Here is a 20,323-nt window from a genome sequence, read left to right as displayed (position 1 = left end):
CTCCTGAAAGCGACGTGACACCGCCGTGCCCAACCTCCCCGTCCTCGACTCCACCCTCCACTACCGCGAGTCCGGCGACCCCGACGGGCTGCCGTTCGTCTTCCTCCACGGCAACCCCACCTCCTCCCACCTGTGGCGGAACGTCCTGCCGGGTGTGGCCGCGCCCGGCCGCCGCCTTCTGGCCCCCGACCTCATTGGCATGGGCGACTCCGGCAAGCCCGACCTCGCCTACTCCTTCGACGACCACGCCCTCTACCTCGACGCCTGGTTCGACGCCCTCGGCCTGGCCGAGGCCGTCCTCGTCGGCCACGACTGGGGCGGCGCGCTCGCCTTCGACCGCGCCGCCCGCCTCCCGGGCCGCGTCCGCGGCCTCGCCTTCACCGAGACGATCATCAAGCCGCTGATCGGTGACGAGTTCCCGGCGGCCGGGCGGGAGTTGTTCACCCTCCTGCGCACACCCGGGGTGGGCGAGGAGATGATCCTGGAGAAGTCCATGTTCATCGAAGGGCTCCCGAACACGCTCGCCACCCCGCTCGACCCTGCCGACCTGGAGGTCTACCGCCGCCCCTTCCCGACCCCGCACAGCCGCCGCCCGGTGCTGGCGTGGACGCGCATGATGCCGCTGGACGCCGAGCCCGCCGACATCGTGGCCCGCGTCGAGCACTACGACGCCTGGCTGGCCGCAAGCCCTGAAGTCCCCAAGCTGCTCGCCGCGTTCGAGCCCGGCCCGGGCGCGATGACCGACCAAGGGGCCGTGGCCTGGTGCGAGGAGAACATCGCGGGCCTGGAGGTCTCCCGCCACGGCCTCGCCGGCCACCACTCCCCGGAAGACCGCCCCGAGGAGCTGGCCGCAGCGATCAACGCCTGGGCCGACCGCCACAGGCTGGCGCGCCAGTAGGTGTCCTTGGTCACGAGGGTGCCGAACGTCCCGGGTGCGCACTTGGGACGCCACTGTGGAACCCAGGAGGAGACGATCGGGTCCGGGGGCCGGATGCCCTCTGCGGTCGAGCGCGGCCGGCCCCCGGCAGGTGGATGTGCGGTGACGTGCTGTGCCTGCTCGGGGTGCTGAAGGTCGCGACGGTCGAACAGATCCAGCAGATCGCGGCCCCGCACATGGGCTACGGGCACGGCCGAACGCGGCTACCCCGGTTCCAAGAGCTGGCTGGGAGCGGCGTCCGAGGCGTGTAAGCCCGGACCTACCTTGGTGAGCCGAAGCACGACAGGGGTCACCCGCATGGTCGGACGTTAGTCCGGAAGGACGGGTCGGGCGTTGTAATGAGCTGGCTGCGGCATCTCACGCAGCATGCGGATGGCGATGCTCCGCACAGGCCCGTCGCGGTCAGACTGAGGCCCCATCACCGGGTCCTCCGCCGGCTCCAGTGGGCGACGAGGCCCTGAGGGAACTACGGCGCGCTTCCCCAGGACACGACGGGCCCGCATCTCTTCGATGTCGGTGAGGCGGGCTCCGGGCAGAGAAGTGGGCGGATCGGCTGGGCGGCACGGATCGCGGACGTCTCCTGGCCGGTGCCGAGATGTCGACGGGCAGTCACGTGATTATCGTACGAGCGGGTCGGCTCGATTCCATCCGGATGCCTGGTGCCAGCGGTACAGCGAGCGTGGTGATTGGGCGCTGGCGGGGTTTCGCAGTTCTACTGGGGCATCTGCCACGGGTGGACGCACGTGACGAGCTCGGGGTGGTAGAGCGTGCCCGGCCCGCATTGGAAGTCGAAGCGCGTGAGCTCGCCATCTCCGAAGCTCACACAGCGGTAGAACCGAGACTGATCGTCCGGGTTGGGGAAGTAGCCTTCTTCCGTGCAAGCCGGAGGCTCGTCGGCCGCTTGAGCTGGGGCGGAGTATGCCAGGCCGGCAAGGGCGAGCAGCAGGGCGGCGGCAAAGTGATGGGTACGGGTCATGCCGTGCAAACGATCTCCGCCTTTTCTGGGTTGTGCCCCGTAGGAGTGAGGAGGATTGCACCGGGCAAGCTCGTTCCGGATCGCATACCGGTCACCAGGCCAACGAACTCCAGCTCCATGGCTGACCGCTGTTCACCGGCCTTCGTATGATGTTTGTAAGTCCGGGCGCGACCTGTCTCAAAGGGCTGCCGGGGACGATTGCGGGCTTGTCTTCAGGCTGCTGGTGGATCGGCGACGCCGCCCGCGTCGCGGGAAGAAATGGTGCGGCTGACCGAATGTGACCGGCCCGTCCGACGTGCGTCAGCGGCGTCGCTGGCCGGCGCGCAGTTCCAAGTCGCCATAGCTGTTGTCGACCGGGTTGACCGTGACGCCGGGGCGACGATCTCGTCGATGGCGTCGAGTACGTCTGACGACAGGGTGACGTCGGCGACGGGCAGGAAGGCCAACAGCTGTTCCATGGTGCGCGGTCCGTGCTCCGGCTCCTGAGGAAGGCCACTCCCGACGACCCTGCCAGCCGGACCGGACTGGTCGTACTGACCGGGCAGCACACACCCCACCGAGACCCGACTCAGCTCGGTGACGTCCCTCTCGCGCGGTGTCAGCCCGTAGGCCGCGGCGATCAGCCCGAAGTGCTCCTACGCGCGCGCCGGGAAGCACTGGAGGGGTTGTTCGCCGAGCGGGAGCTGACGGCGCCGTGGGCGCTGTGTCCGTCGACGACCGACCCGGACACCGCCCGCGAGTGGCTGACCTGGACCGACGTCGGTGGGGAAGGGATCGTTTTCAAGCGACTCACGGACCCGTACGGCGGGCGCCGGTGGAAGAAGTACAAGGTCCTGGCCACCACCGAGGCCATCTTCCCTGTCACCTTGTTGTGTTCGGCTTTGGGGGCTGTTCGGGGGAGGTTGTCATCGCAGTCCCCCGTGGCCTGGAGGCGGCGCAGGGCCAGGATCAGATTGCCGCTGCCGAACGTCGCGAGCGCGGCGACGCCCCACAGGGCCGCCGCGACACCGGCCCGGTCCAGCACGGCGCCCGCGGCCAGGAAGCCCAGCGGCCCGGCCAGGGTGCTGATCGTGACCACGGCCTGCAACACCTTGGGCCCGAAGCCGTCCGGCAGCCGGGCGGAGAGCAGGCCCATCAGCGGCGCGTTCGCCAGGGGCGCGGCGGCCGATGACAGGCCGACGGCGACGACGAGCACGCCGGCCGGCACGGGCACCAGGAGCGTCCACAGGGGCAGAGCGACGCAGACCAGGGCCGTACAGGCAAGTCGTACGGGAGCGACCCGTGCCGCCAGCACATAGGCGGCCACCGAGCCCACCAGGCCACCGGCGCCATCGGCGGCGATCAGCAGGCCGCCGACCCTGGCGTCCCCCTCGAACCGGGCGAACGCCAGCACCGGCAAGGTGATCATCAGGGTCCGCAGCATCAGCCCGAACACCACGGTGGACAGAATCGCCCGGCTCAGGAACCAGTCGCCGCACAGATACCGCACCCCCGCCCACAGGCCGCGGGGCCCGGCCGCGGACCCTCCGGCCCCGTCACCCCCTGCCGGGACGCGGAGCAGCAGCAACCCGGAGAAGGCGAACGTGGCCGCGTCCAGCCACACCACCGATGTGGTCCCCACCAGCGGGATCAGCGCGCCCGCGAGCGCCGGTCCGGCGAATGCCGAGCCGTTCTGCACACCTGCCAGCGCGCTGTTGGCGCGGGCCAGAGAGCGGGCGTGCGGGCTCAGCAGTTCCATCGCCAGCACCCGCTGTGCCGCGTGGTACGGAACGGCCAGCGCCCCGAGCGCCGCGACGATCGCCACGAGGACGGCCAGATTGAGCGCGCCCAGGGTCTGCAGCAGCGGGATCAGCGCCACCACCGGAGCGCGGGCGAGATCGGAGACGACCATGGTCCGGCGGGCGCCCAAGCGCTGGATGACCTCTCCGCCCGCGAAGCCGAGCAGCGCCATGGGCAGCACCTGGCCCGCGAAGACCAAGCCCGCCCGGGTGGCAGAGCCGGTGGTCTCCAGCACCAGCCAGGGCAGCGCGAGCATGGTCATCTGGGTGCCCAACGCCGTCACCGCCCCCGCGACATAGACCGCCGTCAGCGCACTGCTCGGCATGCCACCCGCTGTGCCGTTCGGCGCTCCGCCGGGTGGGAGGGGGGCTGCGCCGGGCCGGGTCGCCGCGATCGTCATCGGGTCGCCCCTTTCTCCTCGGTGGGTACGGGCCATGTGGCCGCCCCGCACCCTGTCGCCCGCCCACCGTCCGGTGCCAGGGAAGGGCCGGCAGTAGCTCACTGCCGGTGCCGCTGCGCTTTCTTCCCTGCCACGCAGCCCGCCCGTCCGGCAGTGTGATGGCCGTCGGAGCCCGTCACAGCCAAGGCCACCGGCGGCGGAAGCGGACACCAACGAAGGGAGGGACGGCGATGAGCGGCGGTATCGGAACGGCGGTGCACGTCCCGTCCTTCGCCGCCCGCGACGGACGGCGAGCGGTCGAGACCCGGTATGTGGACGGTCTCCCGCAGATCGTGGCCTGGGATCTGACGACGGATCAGCGCCGCCAGGCGACCACCGCACCGCTGGGTGTGGAGACCGCCGCCATCGAGCCGGACGGCCACGGCCTGTGGTGGTTCGACGCCGCTCCCGGCGGTCAAGGCCGCTGGCTGCGCGGGCCGTTCGAGGGCGGGCACCCGCGCCCGGCGCTCGACGGCGTACCCGCCGGGCGGATGCACGGCCTGGCCTTCGACCCCCGCAGCGGCCTCGCCGCCGTCGGCGTCGGGGTCGCGGACGGCTCGCGGTACTACCTCGGCCGACCGGGCGAGCGCGCCCGCCTGGTGGCCGAGGAGCCCGGCTATGCGGCAGTGGTGGGCCTGGCCCCCGGCGGCCGACTGCTGGCCACCGCGGGGTGCCCGGCCGGACCGGCCGCGGTCCGGCTGTGGTCACCGGCCTCCGGCGTCCTCGTGGACGCCATCCCCGGCGCGGCGGGGGACGGCGACGGCGGCTCGGTGTGGGCGCTGGGCTTCCGCCCGGACCTCACCACCGCACGTCCGGAACTGCTGCTCGTCCTCGAACGCGCGGGCCGCTACACCCTGGCCTTCTGGCGGCAGGGCGAGGGGATCCGTACGCAAGGTCCCGGCTCCGCCCTCGGCTTCGACACGGAGATCACCGCCTGCTGGTACGGGCCCGGCCGCACGGCGCTGGTCCAGCAGGACCGGGCGGGACGCAGCCGCCTGCTCCGCGCCGACCTCGACCGCGGTACGACGACGGTGCTTCCCACGCCCGAGGGCACGATCATCGACTTCTCCTGCGCACCCGACCGCACGGTCCACTGCCTGTGGAGCCGCGACGGCGAACCGCCCCGGCCGCTGATCTTCCACCCGGAAAGCCCGGAAGGCTCGGAAGGTGCGGAAGGTGCGGAGCACCCGGAACCCTCGGAACGTCTCGACCGCTCCGGCCACTCCGGCCGCTCCACGACGGCGTCACGCGGCACGGCGCCCGGCGGAACGACCGGATCCAGGCGCCGCGAGCTGTGGACACGCCGGCCGTACGGGCAGATCCACAGCTTTGTGGCCACCCCGCCCGGCCGCAGGGCCGGCCACCGCCCCTGGCCGACGGTCTTTCTCGTCCACGGCGGGCCTCACACCCACGACCGGGACGCCTATGACGCCCGGACCGAGGCCCTGGTCCGGGCCGGATTCGCCGTGGTGCGCACCAACTACCGCGGCTCGACGGGCTACGGCCCCCGCTGGCGGGACGACTTCGGCCACCGGGTCGGCCTCGCCCAGCTCGAAGACCTCGCCGCGGTGCGCGGCCACCTCATCGACGCGGGAGTCTCGGAGCCGGGCCGTACCGGCCTGTGCGGCTACTCCTGGGGCGGCTATCTGACGCTGCTGGCGATGGGCGTCCAGCCCCGGCTGTGGGACGTGGGGCTGGCCGTCGTCCCGGTGGCCGACTACACGGCGGCGTACCGGGCGACGACGCCGGCGCTGCGGGAGGTCGACGACCGCCTCTTCGGCGGCACACCCGAGCAGGTGCCACACCGCTATCGCGCGGCCTGCCCGATGACCTATGTGGGCCGCGTACGCGGCCCGCTCTTCCTCGCTGCCTCGGCGGACGACGAGAAGTGCCCTCCGGAACAGATCGAGCGCTATCTCGCCGCGCTGCGGCGCCGCGACGTCCCGCATCGCGTCCGGTGGCTCGGCGGCGGACACGACGTGGGCCGTGACCCAGCCGGACACGCCGCCGCCTGGGCCGCCATGGTGCGCTACGCCGACGACACGCTGCGCGCCTCCCCCAGAACCGCCGACCGCCGCAACAGCGGGCGGACCGGCTCGCACCACCCCGTCCACCACACCGAAGAAACCGAAGAAAGGTCAATCCCATGAAGCGTCACGGACTGCGCGTCGACCCCATCAGCGCCACCGAGCGGGAGCGCGGACTCATCATTCCGCCGCAAACCCAGGCCGCCCTGGACAAGGCGGTCCCGGTCCGGCCGAACGGCCCGGCGCGGACCTGCACCACCCGCACGAAGGAGAACACGGAGAAGAAGTCGCCTCTGCAGTGAGCCCAAGCAGCGCCGTAGCGGGGTGCCACGCCCGGCACCCCGCCGCGGCGCCGGCCGTGCCGGTGAGGACAGGAAAACATCATGACCACAGCTACGGCAGCACCCCGGACGAACAGTCCCCGGCCGGAGAAGCACCGGCCGGACGAGCCCGAGACGACGGAACCGCGCCAGAACCCGCCGACGTTCCTCAGCGACCCATACCCGACTCTGGCCAGGATGCGGGAATCGGCCCCGGTCTCCGTGCTGCACAGCGACGGCGGCCTGCGGCTGTGGATCATCCCGCGCTACGCCGATGTCCGGGCCGCGCTCTTCGACCGCCGCTTCGCGCAGGATGTGCGGCGCGCCCAGGCCCTGGCCGACAACCGGGTCAAGGGCGTCAACCTGGGCACCGAGATCACCCATATGCTCAGCAGCGATCCGCCCGACCACACCCGCCTCCGCCGCGTGGTCCAGGCGGCGTTCAGCCGCAAGCGGGTCGAGGCGATGCGGCCGATGGTCGAGCGCATCACCCTCGAACTCTTCGACGGGCTGGACGCGGCAGCCGCGCGCCACACGACCGGCACCACCACCGCCCCGGTGGACCTGGTACGTGACTTCGCCTTCCCGCTGCCGATCCTCGTCGTCTGCGAACTGCTCGGCTTCCCGCCCGAGGACCGCGACCTCTACCGGGAGTGGTCGACCGCCATCGTCACCCAGGAGGGCGACCACGCGGCGTTCCGGCGAGCCGTCCAGGAGATGGGCTCGTACGTCCTGGCCATCGCCGACCGGCGTATCCGCCGCAATGACCGTCCCGCCGATCTGCTCACCGAGCTGCTGGCGGCCCGCGAGCGCGGGGAGCTGACGGACGACGAGATCGTGGGCATGGTCGCCCTGCTGCTGATCGGCGGGCACGAGACCACCGTGAACCTGCTGAGCACCTCCTGCCTCGCGCTGCTGCGCGATCCCGCCCAGGCCGCCTGGCTGCGCGCCGATCTCACCCGGATGCCCGGGGCCGTCGAGGAGTTCCTGCGCTACGACTCCCCCATCTGTATGGCCACCACCCGCTTCACCACCGAGCCGGTGGACGTCGGCGGGGTGGTGATCCCGCAGGACGAGTTCGTGCTGCTGTCCCTCGGCGCGGCCAACCGCGACCCGGCGCGCTTCCAGGACCCCGACCGCCTCGTCCTCGACCGCCGGGACGCCGGCCATCTCGCCTTCGGCGGTGGCATCCACCGCTGCCTCGGGGCCCTGCTCGGCAAGCTGGAGACCGAGATCGCGCTCACCACGCTCCTCACCCGCTTCCCCGGAACGGCACTGGCCTGCCAGGAGCGCGACCTGCGCTGGCGCAACACGATGATGCTGCGCGGCTTGGAGGCGCTGCCCCTCACCCTGCGCCGCTGACCCCCGCCCTGTCCCTGCCGCCCTCACCGCCTCCCGAACCGTGGCGGCCTGGGGCAGGGGCGGTCAAGGAGAACGGGACACGGGGTGCGCAGGGTGGAACCGCGCCAGACGTACGGCAGGCGAACGGGCCGCCGACCGACGCCGGTCCGCCGATGCGCCGGTCCGCCGGTCCGCCGATCAGGCGCCCGCCCGGGACCGTAAGATCGGGTGCCCTGGGGGTGGGTGAATATGGTGACGCAGCCGGCCCCGTGCTTCACGCAAATGGGTCGCGTAGGCGGCACTGACCGACAAGAAGTCGCTCAACGGGCCCACCCCAGCTCGCTGTAGGAGAGGCCGGCCCGGATGCCCTCGATGGCGACACGGGTGTAGGGGACGATCGGCTCCGGCAGGTCCTTCACGTCCCACCACTCCCAGGCGAGACACCGGTCGCGTTCACATCCCCCGCTGCGCCCTCCCAGTGACGGGGCCGGAAGAAGAGCTGGATTCTCGGCCGGGCTCCGGGACGGTCCACCGTGTGCACCGTGTAGACGAGCTCGAAATCGGCCGGATCGATGACCGGCCCGGCCTCCTCGTAGGCCTCGCGGGCAAGACCGGCGGTCGCCGGCTCCGCCCCTATGCCTCCGCAGGATTGTGATCGTTCTGCTCTTGCGCCTGCGCCCAGGTGATCGCCCATTCGTTGAGCGGTTGTAGGGCCTGACTGAGTGCTGCCCCAAGACGAGTGAGTTCGTAGCCGTCGGCTGAAGGGGCGATGATCCCGTTTGTCGTGAGTTCGCGAAGCCGCTGGTAGAGGACGCTGGATGACAGTCCTTCGCACCGTGCCAGCAGCGTGCGGGCGCCGAGCGGACCCGCACGCAGCTCCCAGAGAATGCGCAGCGCCCATCGTCGGCCAAAGAGGTCCATCGCGGCCATGATCGGGCGGCCGGTCGTCGATCCACGGACCGATGTTCCTGGGCGCGGTGTCGGCATGACCCTCCTTGTGTTTCGTTATTCGAAACACTAGCATCCGTGCCGTGTTTCGAATTTAGAAACAACCTCAACAGGAGCGCCGATGCCGCGAATAGCCCTGCTGGAACTGCCGTACACCGACGAGGCCGACGCGCTGCTCGCGCGCATGATGCCCGGGAACGTCCCGCCGATCGGGCTGTTCCGGATGTTCGCCAGAAACCTCCCGATGGCCGGCGCCATGCACGGATGGGGGCGGTACGAACTGGGCCGACAGCTGACCCTGACCATGCGGGAGCGCGAGATCGCCATCGACCGGACATGCGCCCTGTGCGGCTGCGAGTACGAGTGGGGCGTGCACATGATGATGTTCGCCGAACGGGTCGAACTCACCCACGAGCAGGCGGCCTCCCTGGTGCACGGCGGCCCCGCTGACGTGTGCTGGACGTCCGAGCGGGAACGGCTGCTCGTCCTCGCCGTCGACGCGCTGCACGAGCGTTCCGACATCGATGACGCGCTGTGGGAACGGCTCGTGTCGGTCTTCGACGAGCTCCAGCTGCTCGATCTGCTTCTGCTGTGCGGTTGGTACCACGCCGTCAGCTTCGCCGCGCGCGCCGCGCGTGTGCCGCACGAGCCCGGCGCGCCTCGCTTCGCTGACTTCCTCCCCATCACGAGCGCGTCCGACCGGTGAGTACTACCCGAGAGCCCTCCGAGGCGCGGCTGCTGGTCCCCGCCCTGATGTTCATCGCTCTGGTCGTGGCGGCGGTCGCCAGCCTTGGGACGCCGCTCATCACCAGCGTGGCGACCTCGTTCCACGTCTCGCTCGGCAGTGCGCAGTGGACCCTGACCGTCGCGCTGCTCAGCGGTGCCGTCGCCACGCCGGTCCTGGGCCGGCTAGGAGCCGGCCCGCACCGGCGGGCCACGATCCTCGCCACGCTGGCGGTCGTCGTCGCCGGCAGCGCGCTCACCGTGCTGCCGCTGCCGTTCGCGTGGCTGCTGGCCGGCAGGGTGGCCCAAGGCGTCGGGCTCGGGCTGACGGCGCTGATGATGGGCGTGGCCCGGGACCACCTGCCCGAGGAGCGCAGCGCGGCCGTGATCGCCCTGATCTCGGTGGTCTCGATCATCGGGGCCGGCGTCGGCTACCCGCTGGCCGCGCTGCTCGCCGAGCTCGGCGGCGTACGGGCCGCCTACGGCCTCGGCCTGGTCGTCACCGCCGCTGCCCTCCTGACCGCGTGGCGCTCCATGCCCGAAGCCCCCAAGGGCCGCTCCGCCCACGTGGACGTGGCAGGCGCGGTCGTCCTGGCCGCTGCGCTGCTCCTGGTGCTGTTCCTCGCCGGCGAACGGAATCTGTGGATCCAGCACCTCGCTGTGGCGGCGGGCCTTTCCGTCGGCGCAGTGATGCTGCTCTGCGTATGGGCCGTCATCGAGCTGCGCAGCACGACGCCCCTGGTCGATGTGCGGGCTCTGCGGCACCCGGCGGTCGCCGGGGCGAACCTTGCCATGCTCGTGGGCGGGATCGGCATGTACCTCCTGCTCACGCTCATCACCCGGTACGCGCAGACACCGCACGGCGTCGGCCATGGCTTCGGGCTGACGACCTTCGTCGCCGGGCTGGTGCTCATCCCGTTCTCGGTGCTGGGGTTCGTCGCCGGCAAGTTCACGCCGCGGATCCGGGCGCGGATCGCGGAACCCCTGCTCCTGGCCGGCAGCGCTGTCGTGGTCGGCGGCGGGTTCGCCGTGTTCGCGGCGGCCCGGTCGGACCTGGCCGACCTGTTCGTGGCGATGGGCGTACTCGGCTTCGGCGTCGGCGGCTTCTCGGCCGCGATGCCCGGCGTCATCCTGGCCCTCACCCCCAAGAGCGAGACGTCGAGCGCCATAAGCTTCAACTACGTCGTCCGCAGCTTGGGGTACTCCCTGGGCAGCGCCATCGGCGGCCTGATCCTCGCCGCAGGCACCGGCCCCGGCCACCTCTTCCCCGACGGCAACGCCTACACCACCGCGGCGCTGGTCGGCATCGGCGCCATGGCGATCACGACGCTGATAGGCCTCTTTCTAGCCCGCCGACGCTCGTCCGAGACCACCCCGTAAAGCAAAATCACCACCGGGGCAGCAGGGCCAGGGCGGACCGCGCTGCATCGACCTCAGTGCCGACCGGCTCTGGTCGCCGCCGGTCAGGGCTGGTCGTCCATCAGGTCCATTTCGTTCCAGGCGTATTCGATACGCCCTCCCACCTCACCCGGTCGGGAGAAGTGCCCATTTCTCGGATTGCCTCGGCGATGTCGCGGATCGCCTCGACGGATTTTGCGGTGTTGAGTGCCTGCAGGTTCGCGGCGTACTGGTGCAGCGCCCGGGCGGCGGCGTCCTGCGCAGTGCTCGGTGCTCGTTCGGTTCCGGTCGGCCTGTCGAGGTAGAGGCCGCGCAGGCCCTCTCGCAGCGCCGGCCATCCGTCGAAGCCGAGCTGCTGGCGTCCGGGCAGCGTCACCCGACCGGGTACGTCATTTCGCTGGTCGAGGTCGCTGCCGTGATCGAGGGATCTGTTCTGGGTCAAAGCTGGGGTGAGCCCGTGGTTGGCCACTGGTCCTCAGTGCAGCCCGGTCCTGTAATGCTCTGGGGGACCGGGCTGCCCCACTATGGCAAGGCGAGCCTTTCCACACCGGGCGTGCGAACGGTGGAGGTGCCCGGACTGCGTCGAGGGTCGCGGAAGCCGGCCTGCGGGTCCTGCCCAGGCGCAGGTGTGCGCTCGGAACCGCGGCAGTGCCTGGCAGCGGGGTGGCCCGATGCCCGACGTTGTGGTCTTCGACCACTGGGGCGGCCAAGGCCGGCACAACGCCGAGGTCACCGGGATGTACGGCGGCAAGTCCGAAGAGGCTGCCGGCGGTTCAGCTACCAGGCCCGCTTCGCGGACATCGCCGACGACGGGCGTCGCGGCCGGGCACCGCAGCGGCCGCTCAGAGATGGCCGTCCAGCAACTTTCGTACTTCGGCGACGGTCATGAGCCCCGTGCTGGGCACCACCGCCTCTCCCTCTTTCAGCAGGACCCAGGACGGGGCTCCGGTGATCCCGTATCGCTCGATTGTGGCCGGACAACGTGTGACGTCGGCGCGAACGGCAGTCAGGCGGCCCGTGTAGTCGTCGGCGATGTCGTTCACGACGAGGTCCATCATCCGGGAGGGCTCGATTGCCTTGGGCCAGGTCCCGGTGAAGTATGCGAGGACCGGAACTTTACTCATCCCGAGGATGAAGTCGAACTCCGCGTCCTCACGTGGTCGGTGAACCCGTTTCGCCACAGTGGCTCCTGATCTGACGCCCGTCATTCCTTCTCCATCATCCCTGAACGGTGCGCCAGGTCAGAAGGGGAGGGCCGTCCGTCGCTGAACCACGGTGGTCCCTGGCGCGCCCACCACCCCTGGTGACTTGCCCTGGCCGCCCAGCCGGCCACCGCCGCCCGCCGCGCGTCCCCGCTCAGCTCCTGCCAGGACGGCTCCCTTCACGCCGGCATGAAGGCGGTTCTCCAGGGCGGAGCGGCCCCCTCACCGACCAGATGTTCCGTGAGCATGTCGACAAGCGGGCTGGTTCGCAGCGTCCGCTGAATCCATCCGAGCCGTCTGCCACCGCGCTTGCCAGAGACAGCGCCCCACGACGGGCGTGCCGAGGCTTGGTCCGGTCTCACACCGACCGGCGGTCCCAGCCGGCTGTTACTCCGCTCCCCCGGGCTGCATCAGCCATCCGATGACCTCGAGGCCGAGGCGGCACTCGTCAGCTGCCCTGGGAGACCCACCGCCAGCGTCAGTTCAAGGACCCGATGTGGCGATGAGAGATCGGGAAACAGCTCCCGCAGCTGCGACATCCGGTACCGGACCGTCTGGGGATGGACGAACAAGGCCGCCGCCGTCTCGTCCCGTCTCCCCTGGTGAAGCAGTGATGCCCGCAAGGTCTCCTCCAGCCGCCGTGCGGTCGCGATAGGCAGGGTCCTCAGCGGGGCGAGGGCTCGGGCACGCAGGTCTGCGAACGCGTCCGCGTCGGCGCTCAGCACCAGCTCGGGCAGGTGGTCCTCGGTGTCGCGAATGTCAGAGGACAGGGAACGCGCGCGTACGGCTCGTGCGTATGAGGCGGACGCTCGCGTCCATGGCCGGGCCGGGCCGATCACGGCGGTGGGGTCGGTCAGCTGCCGCAGGAGATGTGCTCGGTCGGCATCGGGGACGAGCAGTACACCGGTGGCGTCCGGCAGATCGTCGAGGACGAGGGTGCTCGGGTCCAGCGCGCGGTAGGCAGGCCGGGCCTGCGCCGAGGGCAGCAGGACCGCGGTCAGCGAGACCGGAGGCTGCCACCCGGCCCGTTGAGCAGAGGCCAGCAGCACGTCCGGATTCGCGCCGGCGAGGAGGTCGCGGGCCAGGTGTTCCAGGTGGCGCTCCTGGTCCCTGCCCCGGGCGGCCAGTTCGTCGGCGTGGCCCGCGGCGCTCGCGGCAGAGAGCTCGTCGATGTAGGCGAAGGTCAGCTCGGCGAACTTAGCAACCTCCGCGGCGGGCAGGCCTGCGGGTACGGCACCCGCTGCCAGGCATCGCCAGGCCACGCGGGCGCCGACGCGATAGGCGCTGAGCAGGGCGTCCATGGAACGGCCGTCGCGGACCTCGCCGCGGCCCAGTTCGTACGCCGCGTCACCGGCGTCGCCTCCTGTGGCGTTCCCGCTCGCGAGGTCCAGGTAGTGCCCCAGGGCGGTGCGGACGGCTCGGCGGATGGTGACGCCCATGTGGCCCGAAAGGGCGTTGGCGTAGGGCGGGACCTCATCGATGATCGCCTGGACGACCTCGTCGGCGGTGCTCTTGAGTGCGGCCCGCAGCGCGGTGACCGTCGTCTCATCCAGGTCCAGTTCGCTGGCCCGCTGGACTGCATAGCTCATCTTTTTGTTCCCTGCGAACAATTCGATCTTCCAGATTCACGTCCTGCGGTCAGGACTTTACGCCCTGAGACGCAGCAGGGTGGAGGCATGACGAGTACAGCCCTCCGCGGCAGGGCGTGGAAACTGCTCGAGATGGTGACGACGCCCCTGCTGCCGTCGGACTACCTCGACCTGGTCAGCCCGCTGCGTGCGGGCGCTGACCTGCGGGGGCGCATCGAGGCCGTGCACCCCGAGACGAATGACGCCGCGACCATCGTGATCAGGCCGGGACGAGGCTGGCGCAGCCACACAGCAGGTCAGTACGTGCGGATCGGGGTCGACGTCGACGGGGTGCGCCTGTGGCGTGCCTACTCCCTCACCTCGCCGACCAACCGCCAGGACGGCCGCGTCACGATCACCGTGAAGGCGATCCCGGACGGCAAGGTCAGCAACCACCTGGTCCGCAGGGCGAAACCTGGCACACTGATCCAGCTCGACCAGCCGACCGGTGACTTCGTGCTGCCGCAGGCCAAGCCGGCCAAGGTGCTCTACCTGACGGCCGGCAGCGGCATAACGCCCGTGATGGGCATGCTGCGCGACACCGAGATCGACGACGTCGTCATGGTCCACTGCGCGCCACGGCCGCACGACGTGATCTTTCGCGACGAACTGCACGACATGGTCGCGGACAAGAAGCTGCGGCTCACCGAGGTGCACACCGACACAGGCGGCGTGCTCGACATCGCCCGTCTCGACGAACTCGTGCCCGATTGGGCCGAGCGCGAGACCTGGGCCTGCGGCCCCGCGGGCCTGCTAGATGCCGCCGAAGACCACTGGACCAAGCACGGCATTCAAGAGCGCCTGCACACCGAACGCTTCCGCCCCAGCATCGTCGTCGCCGGTGACGGCGGCGAGGTCACCTTCAGCGTCACCGGCAGGACCGTCGACGGGGACGGCACTACGCCGTTGCTGGACATCGGCGAGGAGGCCGGCGTGCTTATGCCCTCCGGGTGCCGCATGGGCATCTGCTTCGGCTGCGTCTCGCCGCTCAAGGCGGGCGCCGTCCGCGACCTGCGTACCGGCGAGATCACCGAGGCCGAGGCGGGCGTCCTCATCCAGACCTGCGTGTCCGCCGCGGCGGGCCCCTGCGACATCGAACGGTAGGAGCACTTTGACCGCCATCGACCCCACTGCCCACCTGACTGCGGAGCAGATCGAGGAGCTGGGCCGCGAGCTGGACGCGATCCGCGACGAGGTGATCGCCGGCCGCGGCGAGAAGGACGCCGCTTACATCCGTAAGGTCATCTCCGCACAGCGCACGCTCGAACTGGCCAGCAGGGGCGTGCTGCTGTTCTCGATCTTCCCGCCCGCGTGGGTGCTGGGCACCGCCGGGCTGTCCGTGGCGAAGATCATGGACAACATGGAGATCGGCCACAACATCCTGCACGGTCAGTGGGACTGGATGCGGGACCCGAAGATCCACTCCACCACCTGGGAGTGGGATCACGTCTCACCGGCCGATCAGTGGAAGCACTCGCACAACGAGCTGCACCATACGTACACCAACGTGATCGGCAAGGACAACGACCTCGGCTACGGCATCATGCGCGTCGACGAGGACCAGAAGTGGCACCCGTTCCACCTCGGCCAGCCGCTGTGGAACTTCCTCAACGCCTGCTTCTTCGAGTACGGCATCGCGGCGTACGACCTGGAGCTCGGCAAAAACCTGAACAAGCGCCGCCGCAAGAACCCGGAGTTCCGAGCGCGGGCCAAGGCCGTGGGCCGCAAGATCCGCAAGCAGGTGCTCAAGGACTACGTGATCCACCCGCTGCTGTCGGGTCCCTCGTTTCTGCCCACGCTTGCCGCCACGTTCACGGCGAACCTGGTCCGCAACATCTGGTCCCACTCGGTGATCATGTGCGGGCACTTCCCTGAGGGCGTACAGGTCTTCGAGCGCCGGTCGATCCAGGGCGAGACGCGCGGCCAGTGGTACCTGCGCCAGATGATGGGCTCGGCGAACATCAGCGGCAGCAAGGTCATGCATTTCATGACCGGAAACCTGTCGCACCAGATCGAGCACCACTTGTTCCCGGATCTGCCGAGCAACCGGTACGCCGAGGTCGCGGTGAAGGTGCGCGCGCTGTTCGAGAAGTACGAGCTGGAGTACGTCACCGGGCCACTGCCCATGCAGGTGTTCTCCGCCTGGCACAAGGTCTTTCGACTCTCGCTGCCGAACAGGAAGCCCAAGGTGAAGACGCCGGACCACGAGCAGAACCTCGTCGCGGCCTGATCCGCCAGGCGGAGGAAGGCTTGTGTGTGGCTCTTGCCTCTGGCTCGGCAGCGGTCGTAGTAGCTGCGGGAGGCGGGATCGTGGAGGGCTGCGAACTCGGAGAGGAACATCGCGCGTTTGAGCTGTCGGTTGCCGCCTCGCGGGGCGTGTTCGCCGTGGATCGAGGACCCCGACGATTTGGTGGCCGGTGCAAGGCCGGCGTAGTCCGGTGCCCGGGGTGGGGCTACTTGCCCTTGGCGGCTTCCTTGAGCTTGGAACCCGCGGAGACCTTCACGCTGTAGCCGGCGGCGATCTCGAGCGGCTCGCCCGTCTGGGGATTGCGGGCCGTACGGGGGGCACGGTGGGTCCGCTCGCGCCCGGGATAGCAGTGATCTGCGGAGTCGACACCCACACGGACATCCACCAAGCCGCAGTGATCGACTCGGTCGGCCGTTCACGCAAGCGGCTGTACGGCAAGGATCTGGTGCATGCCACGGCGCGCCCCGCCGGCCTCCACCCGTCCGACCATGACGATCAGCACGCTCGGCAGGCGCGCGGTGGCCTGCCACGTCGCGTCCTACAACGCCGGTACAGCTCACCGTGACCATTGGCATCACCCGCGCGTTCGGCTACCGCATCGCCTCGACCGCGGTGCTCGCTGTGCGGCCATCAACGCCGGAACGTACGTCGCGATCGACCGCGGCGCCTTGCCGCTGTGGCTGGCGAAGAAGCCCAGCCTCCTCGACGGCGGTCCGACGACATCTGAAGGTGAGCGATCGCTGACGACAAGGGGGCGACCACAGGCCCGCGGTCCTGTTCAGGCGCCGACAGCAGTGACACCGAACATCAGGGTGCGGCGACTGACGTCGTAGTGCACGGTCGGTGTGCTGCGCAGGAGGTCCTGGAGCACGTCGGCGTCGTCGGCGTCGACGGTCAGTACCTCTTCCCAAGCGCCCTCGTCGAGGACGAGTTGCAGGGTGAGAGTGCCGCGGGCAGCGGGCTCCCCCGCCACCCAGCTGAACTGGTAGTGGCTGAGTTGGCGCACTTTGATGCTGTCGTCCGTCACGGGTTGCGCAACCTTGGTCGTGGCAGCTCTGGGCATGACGTCTCTCCTCGTGTGAGCTATGGCGGGTGTGCGCAGCGGGCCGTGTCCACTGCTCAGCAAGCAGCTGGCAGCCAGATGGACTACGCACGCCCCTGCAGGCTCAGGGCATTGAGATCAGACTCAGAAAGATCGGCGGAACCCGCCACATGTAGCGCGCACCTGGTCGAATCCCACCCCTCGTGGGGATGACGAAGGAGCTCACCGGCCCGGGTAGCGCATGGATGGAGCTGGACACGGCCCTCCACCGTGCCATCGGCATCGGTGCCGCCGCCGTCACCACCTGGCTCACCACCCGTACCGGCGGTTGGCGTCACGGCGCCCGCCTCGTTGCAGCCCAGGAGGCCGGTGTCGACGAGGACGAGCTGCGTCAGGTCGCGGCCGAGGCGCTGGATCCGGCGACGGTCGGGCGCCGCGCGGCCGACCTCCTCGGCCGGACGCCTCGCACCTGCCGGGCAGTGCTGCGCCCCGTCGGCCGGTGCAGGCGCCGGTCGCCGGTGCAGCCGGTGAAGGCTCCGGTGGCGGCGTACGAGTCGGGGCTCCGGCCGGCGGGTGGACGACGGCTACGTCCCGGCGGGATGGGGGTCACGAGGTGGCCCCGGGGGGCCGGGGGCGCGCGAGCCACCGGTCACTTCAGGTCGTTCACGGCGTCCTTCTGTAGTTGCACCGCCGCCAGCAGGCTCAGTTTCGGCTCCGCCTGGCGCAGCGCCTTCACCGCCGCGACCGAGTCGACGTCCCCGGTGAAGCCGACGTCCGCGAGTCGGGCCCGGACCCAGTCGGCGCGCAGTCGACTCTCGGTGGCGGCGGCGGTGGACTCCACGAGTGTGACGGCGCGTTCCAGACCAGGGCGTTCCTCCGGTGACGCCTCGGTCAGCGCCTGCCGCAGGGCGAGTGTGACCATGTCCGCGTCCCGGATGACCAGCACGAAGTCGTACTTCTTGTTCAGTGCACCAAAGGCTCCCATGAGGGTCACCGTCCCGGTCGTATCCCCTGTCACGCAAGGGACTTGAGTGTTTCCAGAGCCTCGCTCGCGCACGCGGCGGACCTAGGGCGCGGAAGGACCCCGCAGCTCACTACTTCGTCGGCAAGACGGTCTTGTCGGCAATCGGCCCCCAGCCGCTCGTCCTCGACGGGGTTCCGGCCCGGCGTCTGCGGTCCCTGGCCGAGGTGGTTGGTCGGGAAGTCTCCGCACCGCTACGCGGTCCACCTCTCCTTCATGCAGGCGGCTGCCGCAGCAGCGGTTCAAGGCGGTTCCACAGTTCATCCGACACGATCCACGGCGACGTCCCCACACAGGATCTAGTTACGGAGGCGGTCCCTCAGCTTGAGTCCATGATCGCCATGCAGACACATGAGGCACGCGTAGCCGGGGCCGGCACAACGAGCGCGACCGCGGTCTCTGCGGAGATGCGCTCCACCGGTTCACGGCACGGAATGCGGCTAGGTCAGGACATTCGCGAGAGATCGGTGAAGGGGCGTCATCTGATCGCTCAACCGAAGGTCCAGACGCCGTCGCCGAACAGTTGGTCCAAGTCATTGGCGACCTGCTCGATGAGGTCGTCTCCGAAGACGACGAGGGCTTGTTCGGCGTAGTGGGCGAACGTGCCGAGGCGGGCGTCCGCGGTGACGAGGAACTGGAACTCATCGTCGGCGATAGCGCTGCCCGGCCAGAGCGGCTGTCCCGGGCCGCCGACGCGGTGCGGATCGAACTCCCAGCCGTTGAGATATGGACGGCACTCGTAGACCCATTCACCGGGCCGGACGCAGGCACGCAGGCCGCGCTCGATGACGCCTTCGGCGGCTGAGATCGCCGGAGCGCCGCGGTCAAGCATGCCGTAGAACCAACGGCGCGAGTCGAGCGGCGCGGTATACCGTCCGCTCCCGCTGTCGTAGTCGAAGCCGATGCGAGCCTCGCCGCGACGCGCTATCCGTCCGGACTCGGCGTCGTGGAAAGAATGCCTCGCGGGCGGGGCCGCAGCGGGCTCGCCTGGCGGGGTCCAGCGGTGGGACCGGACCATCGTGACGTCCCGGAACCCAACGGCTACAAGGGCGCTGCGCAGCTGCCCGTCGGCCTCGGCGACCAGGAACCCCTTCGCCGGCTGCTGGAACCGCCACAACGGCAGCTTGGCGAGCAGTTCGGCACGTGAAGCGGTCAGGCCCCCGACAGCAGCGAACCCGGTGCCCCGAACGGTCTCCAGCCAGCACGCCGCGGCAACCCTTCCGCGGTGAGTCAGCACGCGGACATCGACGTCCCAGTACGGGATCGAGCCCATCGCATGCCAGACCGACAGGGGGACCCGGTGCGGCCCGGAGCCGGCGGAGAGGTCGAGCGCCTGCTGCACCTGCGCCTCATCCCACCGCACCGATTCAATTCCCCACTCCGGCTGCGGCTGGGGGAAGTCGAGCTCGGCGACTTCGCCGACAAGGACACTGCGCTCCCATCCTGCGGTGAAACCCGCTGCTTCCAGCGAGGCCGTCAGCCGTGACGCTTCTGTGTCGTGGGCGAACACGCGCCACTCCACAGGTTCCACACGCGCAGCCGCGCACTGCTGCACTTGCGAAGCAAGCTGCGCGGTCGAGATCGAGGCGTCCAGGGCGGGGTGATCGACGACGCAGTGGGTGCCGTAGTGCGTGAGGGTCAGCGGTCCGATCCGTTCGACCACGGTGCCGAATCGCGGATGCGCCGAATCGGGGCTACGCAGGCTGCGATCGTACGCTGCCAGCAGTTCGCCCACCTTCATGACCACCGCGGTATTCAAGCACTGCGGTTCCCGCGACGCCATCCGCGGGTGCGGGGAGCAGCGTGTCCGTCACCATCACGAGAGCGCGAGGGCGCGGTCGTGGCAGTGGAGCTGTTCGCCGGGGTCGCCGGCGTGCTCTGCGCGGCCGAGAAGGGTAATGAATTCCCTTACGTCCACGGTGTGTCCGTCGGTCTCGACCGCGTAGCCGTCGTGCGGGGTGGAGGCGGTGACGCCGTGCGGCCTGAGTGCGGCGCGCAGCCGGCCGACGTAGGTGTGCAGGGTGGTGCGGGCGATGGGTGTCGGCTGGGGCCGTCCGCATCCGCCGTTCCGCTCCGCTCCGAGGAGTTCACCATGCGCAGATACGTCCTGGCCCTTGCCGTCTGCGGCGTGCTCGCCGCCCCGCTCGTCACCGCCGTCTCGGCCTCCGCAACCGTCGCCCCGGGCTCGTGGGAGCCCTCGCGCTCGCCTTCCTGCACGTATCTGGCTGAGGTCCGCTGCGACGTCGCTGTGCACGGCGGCCCGCTCGTCGACGAGGTGGTACGGCGCACCCCCG

Annotated in this window: 19 protein-coding genes and 2 pseudogenes; 8 read left to right on the top strand and 13 right to left on the bottom strand. The window is 70.2% G+C overall.

Features of this window, described 5'->3' with window-relative positions:
* The first annotated feature begins 25 nt into the window (after positions 1-25).
* Complete coding sequence (locus ACWGIS_RS03060; RefSeq protein WP_453360668.1) at positions 26-898, top strand: haloalkane dehalogenase; 873 nt, start codon at positions 26-28, stop codon at positions 896-898.
* Between the two features lie 751 nt (positions 899-1,649).
* On the opposite strand, the gene ACWGIS_RS03055 is transcribed toward ACWGIS_RS03060, so the two are convergent.
* The 3 genes from ACWGIS_RS03055 to ACWGIS_RS03045 all read right to left on the bottom strand — a co-directional run bounded on the left by ACWGIS_RS03055 (position 1,650) and on the right by ACWGIS_RS03045 (position 4,017).
* Entirely contained in the window at positions 1,650-1,913 is a 264-nt protein-coding gene (locus tag ACWGIS_RS03055; RefSeq protein WP_453360667.1) for a chitin binding peritrophin-A domain-containing protein, read from the bottom strand.
* A 212-nt stretch (positions 1,914-2,125) separates the two neighbouring features.
* The gene (locus ACWGIS_RS03050; RefSeq protein ID WP_453360666.1) at positions 2,126-2,371 is read right to left on the bottom strand and encodes a hypothetical protein; all 246 of its coding nucleotides are present in this window, start codon (positions 2,369-2,371) and stop codon (positions 2,126-2,128) included.
* Between the two features lie 161 nt (positions 2,372-2,532).
* Positions 2,533-4,017: an MFS transporter gene (locus ACWGIS_RS03045; protein WP_453360665.1), complete on the bottom strand. Its 1,485-nt coding sequence runs from the start codon at positions 4,015-4,017 to the stop codon at positions 2,533-2,535.
* A 305-nt stretch (positions 4,018-4,322) separates the two neighbouring features.
* Here ACWGIS_RS03045 and ACWGIS_RS03040 point away from each other — a divergent pair, with 305 nt between their 5' ends.
* The 3 genes from ACWGIS_RS03040 to ACWGIS_RS03030 all read left to right on the top strand — a co-directional run bounded on the left by ACWGIS_RS03040 (position 4,323) and on the right by ACWGIS_RS03030 (position 7,840).
* A complete protein-coding gene (locus tag ACWGIS_RS03040; protein ID WP_453360664.1) occupies positions 4,323-6,281 on the top strand; it encodes a prolyl oligopeptidase family serine peptidase in 1,959 nt (652 codons plus the stop codon).
* Positions 6,278-6,460 (top strand): hypothetical protein, encoded by a 183-nt coding sequence (locus tag ACWGIS_RS03035; protein ID WP_453360663.1) that lies wholly within the window; start codon positions 6,278-6,280, stop codon positions 6,458-6,460. The genes ACWGIS_RS03040 and ACWGIS_RS03035 overlap by 4 nt, the downstream gene beginning before the upstream one ends.
* 81 nt (positions 6,461-6,541) lie before the next feature.
* Positions 6,542-7,840, top strand: a complete 1,299-nt coding sequence (locus ACWGIS_RS03030) for a cytochrome P450 family protein (protein ID WP_453360662.1) — start codon at positions 6,542-6,544, stop codon at positions 7,838-7,840.
* Positions 7,841-8,452: 612 nt separating this feature from the next.
* On the opposite strand, the gene ACWGIS_RS03025 is transcribed toward ACWGIS_RS03030, so the two are convergent.
* Complete coding sequence (locus tag ACWGIS_RS03025; protein ID WP_453360690.1) at positions 8,453-8,749, bottom strand: winged helix-turn-helix transcriptional regulator; 297 nt, start codon at positions 8,747-8,749, stop codon at positions 8,453-8,455.
* 139 nt (positions 8,750-8,888) lie between these two features.
* Here ACWGIS_RS03025 and ACWGIS_RS03020 point away from each other — a divergent pair, with 139 nt between their 5' ends.
* Positions 8,889-9,473, top strand: coding sequence for a carboxymuconolactone decarboxylase family protein (locus ACWGIS_RS03020; protein WP_453360661.1), 585 nt, complete (start codon positions 8,889-8,891; stop codon positions 9,471-9,473).
* 47 nt (positions 9,474-9,520) lie between these two features.
* Entirely contained in the window at positions 9,521-10,870 is a 1,350-nt protein-coding gene (locus tag ACWGIS_RS03015) for an MFS transporter (RefSeq protein WP_453360689.1), read from the top strand.
* A gap of 100 nt (positions 10,871-10,970) precedes the next feature.
* Here the strand turns inward: ACWGIS_RS03015 and ACWGIS_RS03010 are convergent, their stop codons facing one another.
* The 3 genes from ACWGIS_RS03010 to ACWGIS_RS03000 form a co-directional block, all read right to left on the bottom strand.
* Complete coding sequence (locus ACWGIS_RS03010; RefSeq protein ID WP_453360660.1) at positions 10,971-11,357, bottom strand: hypothetical protein; 387 nt, start codon at positions 11,355-11,357, stop codon at positions 10,971-10,973.
* 373 nt (positions 11,358-11,730) lie between these two features.
* Positions 11,731-12,069, bottom strand: coding sequence for a thioredoxin family protein (locus tag ACWGIS_RS03005; RefSeq protein ID WP_453360688.1), 339 nt, complete (start codon positions 12,067-12,069; stop codon positions 11,731-11,733).
* Positions 12,070-12,500: 431 nt separating this feature from the next.
* Positions 12,501-13,679, bottom strand: coding sequence for a PucR family transcriptional regulator (locus tag ACWGIS_RS03000; RefSeq protein WP_453360659.1), 1,179 nt, complete (start codon positions 13,677-13,679; stop codon positions 12,501-12,503).
* Positions 13,680-13,766: 87 nt separating this feature from the next.
* On the opposite strand from ACWGIS_RS03000, the gene ACWGIS_RS02995 reads away from it, so the two are divergent.
* Together ACWGIS_RS02995 and ACWGIS_RS02990 are read left to right on the top strand one after the other, a co-directional pair.
* A complete protein-coding gene (locus ACWGIS_RS02995) occupies positions 13,767-14,822 on the top strand; it encodes a ferredoxin reductase (RefSeq protein ID WP_453360658.1) in 1,056 nt (351 codons plus the stop codon).
* Between the two features lie 7 nt (positions 14,823-14,829).
* Positions 14,830-15,948, top strand: a complete 1,119-nt coding sequence (locus tag ACWGIS_RS02990; RefSeq protein WP_453360657.1) for a fatty acid desaturase family protein — start codon at positions 14,830-14,832, stop codon at positions 15,946-15,948.
* Positions 15,949-15,950: 2 nt separating this feature from the next.
* On the opposite strand, the pseudogene ACWGIS_RS02985 reads toward ACWGIS_RS02990, so the two are convergent.
* The 6 genes and pseudogenes from ACWGIS_RS02985 to ACWGIS_RS02960 all read right to left on the bottom strand — a co-directional run.
* A pseudogene (locus tag ACWGIS_RS02985) lies at positions 15,951-16,151 on the bottom strand (transposase); the annotation flags it as partial.
* A gap of 20 nt (positions 16,152-16,171) precedes the next feature.
* A pseudogene (locus tag ACWGIS_RS02980) lies at positions 16,172-16,300 on the bottom strand (HU family DNA-binding protein); the annotation flags it as partial.
* A 444-nt stretch (positions 16,301-16,744) separates the two neighbouring features.
* A complete protein-coding gene (locus ACWGIS_RS02975) occupies positions 16,745-17,029 on the bottom strand; it encodes a hypothetical protein (protein ID WP_453360656.1) in 285 nt (94 codons plus the stop codon).
* A 628-nt stretch (positions 17,030-17,657) separates the two neighbouring features.
* On the bottom strand, positions 17,658-17,993 hold the full coding sequence (locus ACWGIS_RS02970; RefSeq protein ID WP_453360655.1) for a hypothetical protein: 336 nt from the start codon (positions 17,991-17,993) through the stop codon (positions 17,658-17,660).
* 526 nt (positions 17,994-18,519) lie between these two features.
* Complete coding sequence (locus ACWGIS_RS02965) at positions 18,520-19,770, bottom strand: DUF2716 domain-containing protein (protein WP_453360687.1); 1,251 nt, start codon at positions 19,768-19,770, stop codon at positions 18,520-18,522.
* A gap of 75 nt (positions 19,771-19,845) precedes the next feature.
* On the bottom strand, positions 19,846-20,283 hold the full coding sequence (locus tag ACWGIS_RS02960) for an AfsR/SARP family transcriptional regulator (RefSeq protein ID WP_453360654.1): 438 nt from the start codon (positions 20,281-20,283) through the stop codon (positions 19,846-19,848).
* Positions 20,284-20,323: the final 40 nt, after the last annotated feature.

The sequence above is a fragment of the Streptomyces sp. NPDC054842 genome, assembly GCF_053611025.1.
This window is presented reverse-complemented; position numbering and strand designations above follow the sequence as displayed.

Bases quoted from the DNA above. Each gene is read 5' to 3' on its own strand.
- ACWGIS_RS03055 (WP_453360667.1), bottom strand. From the start codon at position 1,913: ATGACCCGTACCCATCACTTTGCCGCCGCCCTGCTGCTCGCCCTTGCC.
- ACWGIS_RS03050 (WP_453360666.1), bottom strand. From the start codon at position 2,371: ATGGAACAGCTGTTGGCCTTCCTGCCCGTCGCCGACGTCACCCTGTCG.
- ACWGIS_RS03045 (WP_453360665.1), bottom strand. From the start codon at position 4,017: ATGCCGAGCAGTGCGCTGACGGCGGTCTATGTCGCGGGGGCGGTGACG.
- ACWGIS_RS03040 (WP_453360664.1), top strand. From the start codon at position 4,323: ATGAGCGGCGGTATCGGAACGGCGGTGCACGTCCCGTCCTTCGCCGCC.
- ACWGIS_RS03035 (WP_453360663.1), top strand. From the start codon at position 6,278: ATGAAGCGTCACGGACTGCGCGTCGACCCCATCAGCGCCACCGAGCGG.
- ACWGIS_RS03030 (WP_453360662.1), top strand. From the start codon at position 6,542: ATGACCACAGCTACGGCAGCACCCCGGACGAACAGTCCCCGGCCGGAG.
- ACWGIS_RS03025 (WP_453360690.1), bottom strand. From the start codon at position 8,749: ATGGCCGCGATGGACCTCTTTGGCCGACGATGGGCGCTGCGCATTCTC.
- ACWGIS_RS03020 (WP_453360661.1), top strand. From the start codon at position 8,889: ATGCCGCGAATAGCCCTGCTGGAACTGCCGTACACCGACGAGGCCGAC.
- ACWGIS_RS03015 (WP_453360689.1), top strand. From the start codon at position 9,521: ATGTTCATCGCTCTGGTCGTGGCGGCGGTCGCCAGCCTTGGGACGCCG.
- ACWGIS_RS03000 (WP_453360659.1), bottom strand. From the start codon at position 13,679: ATGAGCTATGCAGTCCAGCGGGCCAGCGAACTGGACCTGGATGAGACG.
- ACWGIS_RS02995 (WP_453360658.1), top strand. From the start codon at position 13,767: ATGACGAGTACAGCCCTCCGCGGCAGGGCGTGGAAACTGCTCGAGATG.
- ACWGIS_RS02975 (WP_453360656.1), bottom strand. From the start codon at position 17,029: ATGCCCAGAGCTGCCACGACCAAGGTTGCGCAACCCGTGACGGACGAC.
- ACWGIS_RS02970 (WP_453360655.1), bottom strand. From the start codon at position 17,993: ATGGGAGCCTTTGGTGCACTGAACAAGAAGTACGACTTCGTGCTGGTC.
- ACWGIS_RS02965 (WP_453360687.1), bottom strand. From the start codon at position 19,770: ATGAAGGTGGGCGAACTGCTGGCAGCGTACGATCGCAGCCTGCGTAGC.